At 62.7% G+C, this 10,943-nt stretch carries 8 protein-coding genes; 5 read left to right on the top strand and 3 right to left on the bottom strand.

The window, feature by feature from the left end; genetic code table 11:
- Positions 1-522: 522 nt before the first annotated feature.
- Entirely contained in the window at positions 523-2,508 is a 1,986-nt protein-coding gene (gene uvrB / locus AC11W3_RS03410; RefSeq protein ID WP_484088981.1) for an excinuclease ABC subunit UvrB, read from the bottom strand.
- 42 nt (positions 2,509-2,550) lie between these two features.
- Positions 2,551-3,000 carry a response regulator gene (locus tag AC11W3_RS03415; RefSeq protein WP_484088982.1) on the bottom strand — a complete coding sequence of 150 codons (450 nt, stop codon included), beginning with the start codon at positions 2,998-3,000 and terminating at the stop codon, positions 2,551-2,553.
- 270 nt (positions 3,001-3,270) lie between these two features.
- On the opposite strand from AC11W3_RS03415, the gene AC11W3_RS03420 reads away from it, so the two are divergent.
- The 3 genes from AC11W3_RS03420 to AC11W3_RS03430 all read left to right on the top strand — a co-directional run bounded on the left by AC11W3_RS03420 (position 3,271) and on the right by AC11W3_RS03430 (position 6,370).
- Positions 3,271-3,456 carry a twin-arginine translocase TatA/TatE family subunit gene (locus AC11W3_RS03420; RefSeq protein WP_484088983.1) on the top strand — a complete coding sequence of 62 codons (186 nt, stop codon included), beginning with the start codon at positions 3,271-3,273 and terminating at the stop codon, positions 3,454-3,456.
- Positions 3,457-3,597: 141 nt separating this feature from the next.
- The gene (locus AC11W3_RS03425; protein ID WP_484088984.1) at positions 3,598-5,490 is read left to right on the top strand and encodes a GspE/PulE family protein; all 1,893 of its coding nucleotides are present in this window, start codon (positions 3,598-3,600) and stop codon (positions 5,488-5,490) included.
- 31 nt (positions 5,491-5,521) lie between these two features.
- On the top strand, positions 5,522-6,370 hold the full coding sequence (locus tag AC11W3_RS03430; protein ID WP_484088985.1) for an HDOD domain-containing protein: 849 nt from the start codon (positions 5,522-5,524) through the stop codon (positions 6,368-6,370).
- 7 nt (positions 6,371-6,377) lie between these two features.
- Here the strand turns inward: AC11W3_RS03430 and AC11W3_RS03435 are convergent, their stop codons facing one another.
- Complete coding sequence (locus AC11W3_RS03435) at positions 6,378-6,776, bottom strand: response regulator (protein ID WP_484088986.1); 399 nt, start codon at positions 6,774-6,776, stop codon at positions 6,378-6,380.
- Positions 6,777-7,246: 470 nt separating this feature from the next.
- On the opposite strand from AC11W3_RS03435, the gene AC11W3_RS03440 reads away from it, so the two are divergent.
- Together AC11W3_RS03440 and nifJ are read left to right on the top strand one after the other, a co-directional pair.
- Positions 7,247-8,236, top strand: coding sequence for an AI-2E family transporter (locus AC11W3_RS03440; protein ID WP_484088987.1), 990 nt, complete (start codon positions 7,247-7,249; stop codon positions 8,234-8,236).
- 131 nt (positions 8,237-8,367) lie between these two features.
- On the top strand, positions 8,368-10,943 hold a 2,576-nt coding region (nifJ, locus tag AC11W3_RS03445), incomplete at its 3' end, for a pyruvate:ferredoxin (flavodoxin) oxidoreductase (RefSeq protein WP_484092484.1).

Here is a 10,943-nt window from a genome sequence, read left to right on the forward strand (position 1 = left end):
TGAAATACTCATCCCAGGTGGGACGCGGCATAGAAAGCCCCTTTATGCTGAAATTCGCTCAGAATAGCTGATTCCCACAGTCCGGTCAATTCAGTTTTATCCTTCACTGTCCGCGCCTGTGCCAGTACCCTTCCCGACACGAAAGAATTATTAGGATATTTTCATCCCGAAACACTTGCCCAGCCGGCGCAAAGAGTGTAGGAAGTATAGCCCGCCCTCGGGCGCCCGCCCTTGAAGCCGGAGGAAAGGTATCCTTTTCTGGAACCGCTCCGGCGCAACAGCGGCGAAGGGTGCTCAGAAGACGGCATACCCGGCATGGCGTGAAGTCCCCCTTCGGAAAAGTGGGATTTGGATTTCGGACTGATGTTCGGTGCAGATGGCGGCTGACCTAAATCCCCCCTGTCCCCCCTTTTTCAAGGGGGGGACGCTTGAATCTCCCCCTCCCCTTGAGGGAGGGGGGCGGGGGGTGGGGGAAGGTGCCATCCGCCGCGAAGAGACACAATCGGCTGGCGGCGAAAGAACTTACCTCGCCGCCAGCTCCGCAGTTTCCAGCCGCTTTATCCGGTCCCTCAGCTCGGCCGCCCGTTCGAAGTCCTGGTCCTTGGCCGCAGCCAGCATCTCCTTCCTCAGCCTCTTCACCATCTTCGGAATGTCCTTCACCTTCAGCAGCTCTTCTTCCTCCACCGGTACCGTCACCCAGTCCCGCTCCTCGGGCGCCTGCAGGGTATTACCGATCACCCGCCGCACCGTTTCCGGGGTGATGCCGTTCTCAACGTTGTAGGCGGTCTGCAACTCCCTCCTGCGCAGCGTCTCGTCGATGGCGTCCTGCATCGAGCCGGTGATCTTGTCCGCGTACATGATGACCCTGCCGGCGACGTTGCGGGCCGCCCTGCCGCAGGTCTGGATCAGGGAACGGGTGGAACGGAGGAACCCTTCCTTGTCGGCATCGAGGATGGCCACCAACGAGACCTCCGGGAGATCGAGCCCCTCGCGGAGCAGGTTGATGCCGACCAGGAGGTCGAACTCTCCCAGGCGCAGCTCCCTCAGGATCTGCATGCGCTGAAACGTGTCGATGTCGGAGTGCAGGTATCTCACCCGGATGCCGAGCTCGCGATAGTAGTCGGTCAGTTCCTCGGCCATGCGCTTGGTCAGGGTGGTCACCAGCACCCGCTCCCCCCTGGCCGCGGTCTCCCGCGCCTCGTGCAGGAGGTCGTCGACCTGTCCCGCCGCCGGACGGACCTCGATGGCCGGATCGATCAGGCCGGTGGGGCGGATCACCTGCTCCACCACCACGCCCCCCGAGGCTTTGAGTTCATAGTCGGCGGGGGTCGCGGAGACGTAGACGACCTGGTTCAGCTTGTGCTGGAACTCGTTGAAGGTCAGCGGCCGGTTGTCCAGGGCCGAGGGGAGCCGGAAGCCGTAGTTGACCAGGGTCTCCTTGCGGCTGCGGTCGCCGCGGTACATCCCGCCGACCTGCGGGACGGTGATGTGCGACTCGTCGATCACCATCATGAAATCGGGCGGGAAGTAGTCGATCAGGGTATAGGGGGGCTCACCTGGAGCGCGGCCGTCGAAGTGCCTGGAATAGTTCTCGATCCCCTGGCAAAAGCCCATCTGCTCGATCATCTCGATGTCGAAGTAGGTGCGCTGCTCGATCCGCTGGGCCTCAAGGAGCATGTTCTGCCCCTGGAAGTAGCGGAGCCTCTCCTCCAGCTCGAGCCGGATTTGCTCGACCGCACGCTCCTGGGTGGCCCGGCTGGCCACGTAGTGGGAGGCGGGGTAGATGGCGAAGCGGGAAAGCTTCTGAAGCTGGACCCCTCTCAGCGGGTCGATTTCCGAGACGGCGTCGATGGTGTCGCCGAAGAACTCCACCCTGATCGCCCGCTCGTCGTCGTGGGCCGGAAAGACCTCGACGGTGTCGCCCCTCACCCGGAAGCTCCCGCGGTGGAAGTCGATGTCGTTTCTCTCGTACTGGATCGCCACCAGCCTCTGCAGGAAGTCGTCGCGCCCCAGCTCGTCCCCCTCGCGCACCCTGATCTGCATCTCCTGGTACGATTCGGGAGAGCCGATGCCGTAGATGCAGGAGACCGAGGCCACGATGATGACGTCGCGGCGGGTCAGCAGGCTGCGGGTGGCGGAGTGCCGGAACTTGTCGATCTCGTCGTTGATCGAGGAGTCCTTCTCGATGAAGGTGTCTGAGGAGGGGATGTAGGCTTCGGGCTGGTAGTAATCGTAATAGGAGACGAAGTACTCGACGGCGTTATTCGGAAAGAGCTCCTTGAACTCGCCGTAGAGCTGGGCCGCCAGCGTCTTGTTGGGGGCGAGCACCAGGGCCGGCCGGTTGGCGCGGGCGATCACCTGGGCCATGGTGAAGGTCTTGCCGGAGCCGGTGACTCCCAGCAGGACCTGGTGCCGGTCGCCGCGGAGCACCCCCTCGGTCAGTTCCTCGATGGCGCGGGGCTGGTCTCCGCGCGGCTTGAACTCTGTCAGAAGCTCGAATTTTTCCATGGTCAGGATAGTACCACGGCGGGGCTCATGGCAACAAGGGGATCAGGAGGCGGAGCAGTTCCTCTGCGGGGGGAGCTGGTTGACGCACAGCCAGTAGATCATCACCTGCTTCAAGTCCTCGCAGAACTGGCCGTAGTCGACCGGCTTGCGGATATAGCTGTTGGCGCCCAGGCGGTAGCTGTCGAGGATGTCCTGCTCCTCGGTCGAGGAGGTGAATACCACCACGGGGATGGCCCTGGTCCGGGCGTCTTCCCTGATCCGGCGCAGCACCTCCAGGCCGTTCACCTTGGGGAGCTTCAGGTCGAGCAGCACGAGGAGCGGCGGCACCGTGAGGTCGCGGTTCGCGTGGCGCCCGGTCCCGAAGAGGAAGTCGAGGGCCTCGGCTCCGTCACGGGCCACGGCTATGCCATGCGGAATGTGCTTCCGCACCGCCCTGAGAGTGAGCGCCTCGTCGTCAGGGTTGTCCTCCACCAGCAGGATAGTTTTGTTCACTGGAACTCTCCTTCTTTGGAAAGCGCGACAGTTGAGAGTTAAAGCGTATAGCAACCTTCACGCCAAAGTGCAACCATTTTAATAAGGATGACCTCTCCAGAGGGGTTGGTTGGCGGCGCATCCGGCAACGAGTCGGGCGTGGAATGCTCCGGCGACCTCCCTCGCGGCAGGCTCCTCTTCCCGCCGCCGGTCCTCGCGTAACTGCTTGACTTTTTTATTTGCCCGATGCGATACTGCAGAAGCTCAACGATCTTTAAGGGGAGGGAGCGTATGTTCGGATTTGGTTTGCCGGAACTGATCGTGGTCTTGGTGATCGTGCTGGTCGTTTTCGGCGCCGGGAGGCTGCCGGAGATCGGCGGCGCACTCGGCAAGAGCATCAGAAATTTCAAAAAGGCTTCCAGCGGCAAGGACGAGATCGAGATCAAGCCCGGCCGCGACGAAAAGAAGGGGGAGTAGCCCCTCTTCGCTTCCAGCCGGCCCTAAGGCCCCCGCGCACTCACGGGGGCCTTTTTCTGTATCGAGCGTCCCTCGAAGCGCAAAAGGCGCCCGCGTGCCTTACATCCCGCAGCAGAGCAGCCTTGAGCTGCCAGAGAGCCCATGAACGAGACACCAGAAGCAGCCGAGCCCAAGGCGGCAGTCGGAGAGATCGTTGCCCTCCTCGTGAGGGAAGGGGTCGTGACCCCCGATCAGCTAAGCTACGCCCAGCGGGTCCACGCCAAGCTCCAGTCGAGCAAGACCCTGATAGACGTGCTCCAGGAGCTGGACTATCTTTCGCGCGACGAGGTGGCCCGCACGCTGCGGAAAAACACCCCTTCGATAAGGATCGGTGACTTCCTGGTGGAGCTGGGGTACCTGCGGGAGAGCGACCTGATGGCCGCCCTGGACCTGCAAAGGGAGGGGACCGAGCACAGGATGCTCGGGGACATCTTCGTCGAAAACGGCTTCATCGAGGAGCGCAAGCTCATCGAGGTGCTCTCCTTCCAGCTGGGCTTCCCGGTCGCGGAGCTGGAGTTCCGCAAGCTGGACCGGAAGCTTTTCGCCCGGGCCCCGTTCCAGCTTTTCCGCGACGGACTCTTCGTTCCCCTCTCCATCGAAAACGGGGTGGCATCGATCGCCTTCGCCAATCCCCTGGAGCAGCGCTCCCGGGCCGCCGCCGAAACGATCTTCGGCCACAACCTCCAGCCGGCGATAGCCAGCCGCAAGGCCATCCTCGCCGCCATCGCCAGCGCCGAGAACAACGCCGGCAGCGAAGGACCGGAGGAGAGCGACGAGAGCACGGTGGTGGGGCTGATCAACAAGCTCTTCGACGACGCCATGAGCCAGGGGGCGAGCGACATCCACATCGAGCCGCTCAAGGACCGGATCAGGATCCGCCTCCGGCACGACGGCGTGATGATGCCGCACCAGGAACTGCCGCTCGACCTGGCGCCCCAGCTGAGTTCCCGCATCAAGGTCATGGCCCAGGCCGACATCGCGGAAAAGCGCCGCCACCAGGACGGGCGCATCCTCTACGACAGCCGGCAGCACGGCTTCACCCTCGACCTGCGCGTCTCCTTCTTCGTCACCATCTTCGGCGAGAAGATCGTGCTCCGGCTCCTGAGCAAGAAGGAGGCGATCCTCGACGTCAACCAGATCGGCATGGCCCCGCGCATGCTGGACATTTTCGTGCAGGACGCGCTGGAGGCGCCGTCGGGGATCATGATCATCACCGGCCCCACCGGCAGCGGCAAGACCTCGACCCTCTACAGCTGCGTGGGGAGGCTCAACAACATCAACACCAGCATCGTGACGGCCGAGGACCCGGTCGAGTTCGTGATGGACGGTGTCGCGCAGTGCTCGATGAATCCCAAGATCGGCGTGACCTTCGACGAGACACTGCGCCACATCGTGCGCCAGGACCCCGACATCATAGTGCTGGGCGAGATCCGGGACACCTTCTCCGCCGAGACCGCCATCCAGGCGGCCCTCACCGGCCACAAGGTCCTGACCACCTTCCACACCGTCGATACCATCGGGGCCATCCTGCGGCTGGTACACATGCAGATCGAGCCGTTCCTGATCTCCTCCACGGTCACCTGCGTGCTGGCCCAGCGGCTGCTGCGGCTGGTCTGCAGGGAGTGCGGGCAGCCGTACGTGCCGACCGCAGCGGAATTCGGCAGGCTCGGGTACTCGTCCGCCGACCTGGCCGGCGCCAAATTCCGAATCGGTCGCGGTTGCAAGGCCTGCCGCTTCACCGGGTACCGGGGGAGGATGGCGGTCTTCGAACTGCTGATGATGAGCGAGGCCATGAAGGAGGCCATCATGGACAACAGGTCGGCCTCGGAGATCAGGCGGCTGAGCATGGAGACCCCGGGGATGGTGACCCTCTTCGAGGACGGCCTGCTCAAGGCGGCCAAGGGGCTGGTATCGCTCCACGAGGTGCTGCGCGACCTGCCGCGGATCTCGATGCCCCGCCCCTTGAGCGAACTGAGACGGATGGTAGGCAACTGACGGCGCGCCGGGCGCCAGGGAAAGAAGAAAGATGGACCAGCATACTTCCATAGTCAGTGTGGTTAAGAAACGGCTCGAATCGGGAAACCTGAGCGTCCCCGTCTTTCACGCGGTGGCGGTCAAGCTGCAGCAGGTCCTTTCCCGGCCCGACTTCAACATCGACGAGGTCCACCAGCTGATCATCGCCGATTCCGGCCTGACCAGCCAGGTGCTCCGGGCCGCTAACTCGGCCTTCTACTCGGGACTGAGCAAGGTGGGGACCATACGGGAGGCCATCATCAGGCTGGGCTCCCGGGAGGTTGCCAACCTCGCCATGGTGACCACCCAGCAGGACCTGTACCGCTCGAACGACCCGAAGTACAACGCGCTCATGCAGACCCTGTGGAAGCACGCCTTCTGCTGCGCCGTCGGCAGCAAGTGGCTGGCCCAGAAATCGGGGCTCCCCAACCAGGCCCAGGAGGCCTTTCTTGCCGGGCTTTTGCATGACATCGGGAAGCTTTTTCTGTTGAAGGTCATGGAAGAGGTCTGCCACGAGGAACAGTTCAGGGCGGCGGCGAATCCGGCGGTGCTGGCGGAGGTGCTGAAGACCCTGCACGTGGAGCAGGGGCGCCTGCTGATGGAGCAGTGGCACATGCCGCCTGCCTACTGCGAGGTGGTGGCGGGGCATGAGGATGAGGAGTGGGATCGCGGCAACCTGCTCCTTGCCGCGGTGCGTCTTGCCAACCTGACCTGCAGAAAACTCGGCATCGGCCTGCGCAGTGAAGAAGGTGTCGTCCTCTGCGCCAGCAGTGAGGCCCAGTCGCTCGGGCTGAAGGAAGTAGCCCTGGCCGAGCTGGAAATAGTGATAGAGGACGCTGTTAAGAGCCCGCTGCCCCGCTAGTCGGGATTCAAGCTGCCTGCTGCGGCAACCAGAGCTTCAGCGTGGTCGGGTCCAGCGGTTTGGGCAGGACCGCCAGCACGCCCAGCTCGCGGCACTCATCGAGATAACTTGGGTCATCGGTGCAGGAGAGGGCGAAGACCTGGAGCGTCCTGGTCCTCTCGTTGCCGCGAATCTGCCGCAGCACGCTGAGGCCATCCATCCTCGGCATCCTCATGTCCAGGAGGACAAACTCCGGCTCTTCACCGCCGTCACTCTGCAACTTCCCCTCCCCCAACAACATTCCGATGGCTTCGAGGCCGTCTCGCGCTACCGCGACCTTGCTGTACCCCGCTTTTTTCAACGCCCGCAGGGCCAACTCCCTACAGTCGCTGTCATCCTCCACCAGCAGGATTCCCCCCTGATGCATGGTCCCTCCATATCAGCCGATCCCCGGCTGAATCCTTAGACCGGTTCACTTTCTATTCCCGGTATGATCGCAACAACTTTTCCACCCGCAGGAGTAGAGGATGTCATCAGGGGGTTATTGCGGGTCTGACACTGGCACTGTTTCGTCACTTTCTACTGTTTGGTTAACATTTGCCAATACAAATTGCAAGAAATAAATTCATCCCTGCTTATTCTTTCACATTCTCCTGAATAATGTCTTTTCCCCTGGATACACCGACATGTGAAATTATTTTTACATGTCTCAGCTGCTAGTTCAGCCAAGACTTTGGCAATGACTGGTAGAGCAGGGCTGGTGAGAGAAGCATTATCGGAGGCTCCTCCAGAAAAAGAATGTTGCAAAGGAGCTAAGGCTAAGTACCATTTTGATCAACGGCAAAAACAATAGGGTCCAAGGACGCTCCAGAAGTTGCTTTCGAATAGAGGTGGACCATGCCCAACGTGCTGCTGATCAGTTACCTCCTGGCCGCCCTGGCCGTCGTGACCGTCCTCTACTTCCGTCTCCTGTCCGCGGTGCTCGCCGGCCTGGCGGTTTATGTATTGACGGCGAAACTGGCCGAGCGCCTTCCCACCGGGTGGGGCACCAAGGGTCGCGGCATCGCCCTGGGCGGGATCATACTGGCAGTCGCGCTGCTGGTGCTGGCGGTAGCCCTGGGACTATCCTCCTTCTTCCAGGGCCACCAGGGAATGGCCACCATCATGGGAGCCGTGGCCGAAAGGCTCGAGAACCTGAAACGGAATCTCCCGCCAACTTTTGCCAATTCTGTACCGGACACCGTGGAGGGACTGCGGGAACAGCTCGCGGCAATGCTGCGCGAGCACGGCAAGAACATCTCCCAGGTCGGAATCTCGGGCGCCAAGACCGTGATCCACCTCCTTTTCGGCATGGCGATCGGTGCGATGGCGGTGATGCACCGCTTCACCGAGGCGGAGACCCCGCCGCCACTGGCCGGAGCCCTCCACCAGAGACTCAGGACGCTGGCGACGGCCTTCGAGAAGATCGTCTTCGCGCAGGTGAAGATCTCCGCACTCAATACCATACTGACCGCGCTCTACCTCGCCTTGATCCTCCCCCTTTGCGGTTTCCACATGCCCATGACGACCCTGTTAATACTGCTGACCTTCGTGGCCGGGCTCCTCCCGGTGGCGGGGAACCTGATCTCCAACTCGGTAATCGTGCTGATCAGCCTCGGCGTTTCAACCTCGGTGGGGATCTCTTCCGTCGTGTTCCTCCTCCTCATCCACAAGCTCGAATACTTCACCAATGCCAAGATCGTCGGCGGCCAGGTCAACGCCAGCGCCTGGGAACTCCTGAGCGCCATGCTGGTGATGGAGGCGATCTTCGGACTGTCCGGGATGGTCGCGGCACCGATCATCTATGCCTGGCTGAAATCCGAACTAAGCGCCGCAGGACTGGTCTGAACAGGTTATCCATCACTTCTGCCGCCCGCCCCAGCAAATTCAGGACCCCGGTTGCCTTGTCATTAATGGAACGTATAATTGTCCGGTATCCCTTGGGAATGCAGAATTTATCTCTACACGAGGAGTCTCCAATGGCCGGGAAAATGAAGACTATGGACGGCAACACTGCTGCGGCGCATGTGGCTTACGCCATGAGCGAGACTGCCGCTATTTATCCGATCACACCTTCCTCCACCATGGGGGAGGTCGCCGACGAGTGGGCGGCGGAGGGACGCAAGAACATCTTCGGCCAGACCCTCAACATCAGGGAGCTCCAGTCCGAAGCCGGTGCCGCCGGCGCGGTTCACGGCTCGCTGGCGGCAGGCGCCTTGACCACGACCTTCACGGCCTCGCAGGGCCTGCTGCTGATGCTCCCCAACATGTACAAGATCGCGGGGGAGCTTCTTCCCGGCGTCTTCCATGTCTCGGCCCGGGCCCTTGCCACCCACGCCCTTTCCATCTTCGGCGACCACCAGGATGTCATGGCCGCCCGCCCCACCGGCTTCGCCCTTCTCTGCTCGTGCTCGGTCCAGGAGTGCATGGACCTGGCCCTGGTCGCCCACCTGGCGGCGCTGGAGGCAGGCGTCCCCTTCCTCCACTTCTTCGACGGCTTCCGGACCTCCCACGAGGTGCAGAAGATCGAGGCCATCGAGTACGACGACATGGCGAAGCTCCTGAACCGCGAAAAGCTCGCCGAATTCCGGGCCAAAGCCATGAATCCCGAGCACCCCGAGCTGCGCGGAACCGCCCAGAACCCCGACATCTATTTCCAGGGGCGCGAGCGGTCCAATCCCTACTACGACGCCGTCCCCGCCGTGGTCAAGGCCACCATGGAGAAGGTGGGCCAGCTCACAGGCAGAAAGTACCAGCTCTTCGACTACGTCGGGGACCCCAAGGCTGAGCGGGTCGTCGTCACCATGGGCTCCTCCTGCGAAACGGTCGAGGAGGTGGTCAGGCATCTGAACGCGTCCGGGGAAAAGGTGGGGGTGGTCAAGGTCCGGCTCTATCGCCCCTTCGACGCCGACGCCCTCCTGGCGGCCATCCCGGCCTCGGCCAAGAAGGTCAGCGTCCTCGATCGCACCAAGGAGCCGGGGTCGCTGGGAGAACCTCTCTATCTCGACGTCTGCACCGCCTTCCTCGAGCGCGGCGGCAAGCTTCCGGAGCTCTATTCCGGGCGCTACGGCCTGGGCTCCAAGGAGTTCCGCCCCGTGCACGTGAAGAGCATCTTCGACAACATGAACGCCTCCCCCGGGAAGCGGCGCTTCACGGCGGGGATCACCGATGACGTGACCGGCACCTCGCTGCCGGCCACCGGCACCCTCTCCACCACCCCCGAAGGCACCATCCAGTGCCGCTTCTGGGGGATGGGGGCCGACGGCACGGTCGGCGCCAACAAGGCCGCCATCAAGATCATCGGCGACAACACCGACCTCTACGTCCAGGCCTACTTCGCCTACGACTCCAAAAAATCTGGGGGGATCACCGTCTCCCACCTGCGCTTCGGCAAGAGCCCGATCCAGTCGACCTACCTGGTCGACGCCGCGGACTTCATCTCCTGCCAGAAGTCCGGTTACGTGCAGGTCTACGACGTGCTGGAGGGTATCAAGGAGGGGGGGACCTTCCTTTTGAACTCTCCCTGGAAGACGGTGGAGGAGTTGGAGGAGAACCTCCCCGCCGCGATGAGACGGACCATCGCCCGGAAGGGGGTCCGCTTCTACAACATCGACGCCATCAGCATCGCCACCTCCGCCGGCCTGGGGGGCCGCATCAACATGATCATGCAGACCGCCTTCTTCAAGCTCTCGGGGGTGCTCCCCTTCGAGGAGGCGGTCGAGCTCCTCAAGGACTCGATCCGCAAGGAGTACGGGAGGAAAGGCGACAAGATCGTCGACATGAACCTGAGCGCCGTCGACCTCGCGGTCGAGAACCTGGTCGAGATCAGCTACCCCAGCTCCTGGAAGGATGCCGATGACCAGCGGGGGCTCGACTTCCGCCTGAGCCAGGACATGCCGGACTACATGAAGAAGACCATCTTCCCCATCCTGCGGCAGAAGGGCGACGATCTCCCGGTCTCCTCCTTCGCCCCCGACGGCTCCTTCCCCTTCTCCACCGCACGCTACGAAAAGCGCGGCGTGGCCATCAACGTGCCGGAGTGGATCAAGGAGAACTGCATCCAGTGCAACCAGTGCTCCTTCATCTGCCCCCACGCGACCATCCGGCCCTTCCTGGCCACCGACGAGGAGCTTTCCGGGGCGCCTGAGAGCTACGAGACCATCCCGGCGGTGGCTCGCGAGATCAAGGGGCACCGCTTCCGCATCCAGGTCTATCCGCTGGACTGCATGGGCTGCGGGAACTGCGCCGACATCTGCCCGGCGAAGAAATCGGCCCTGGTCATGAAGCCGATCGAGACCCAGGCGGCCGTGCAGGAGGAAAACCGGAAGTTCGCCGAGACGCTGAAGAACAAGGGGCACCTGGTGAAGCGGAGCACCGTGATCGGGAGCCAGTTCCAGCAGCCGCTCCTGGAATTCTCCGGCGCCTGCTCGGGGTGCGGGGAAACACCGTACGCCAGGCTGGTCACCCAGCTCTTCGGGGAGAGGATGATGGTCGCCAACGCCACCGGATGCAGCTCGATCTGGGGCGCCTCTGCCCCGGTCAGCCCCTACTGCGC

This window comes from Geomonas sp., from assembly GCF_056994735.1.

What these genes read in the sequence shown, in the direction of transcription:
- uvrB (WP_484088981.1), bottom strand. Translation starts at nt 2,508, where the DNA reads ATGGAAAAATTCGAGCTTCTGACAGAGTTCAAGCCGCGCGGAGACCAG.
- AC11W3_RS03420 (WP_484088983.1), top strand. Translation starts at nt 3,271, where the DNA reads ATGTTCGGATTTGGTTTGCCGGAACTGATCGTGGTCTTGGTGATCGTG.
- AC11W3_RS03425 (WP_484088984.1), top strand. Translation starts at nt 3,598, where the DNA reads ATGAACGAGACACCAGAAGCAGCCGAGCCCAAGGCGGCAGTCGGAGAG.
- AC11W3_RS03430 (WP_484088985.1), top strand. Translation starts at nt 5,522, where the DNA reads ATGGACCAGCATACTTCCATAGTCAGTGTGGTTAAGAAACGGCTCGAA.
- AC11W3_RS03435 (WP_484088986.1), bottom strand. Translation starts at nt 6,776, where the DNA reads ATGCATCAGGGGGGAATCCTGCTGGTGGAGGATGACAGCGACTGTAGG.
- AC11W3_RS03440 (WP_484088987.1), top strand. Translation starts at nt 7,247, where the DNA reads ATGCCCAACGTGCTGCTGATCAGTTACCTCCTGGCCGCCCTGGCCGTC.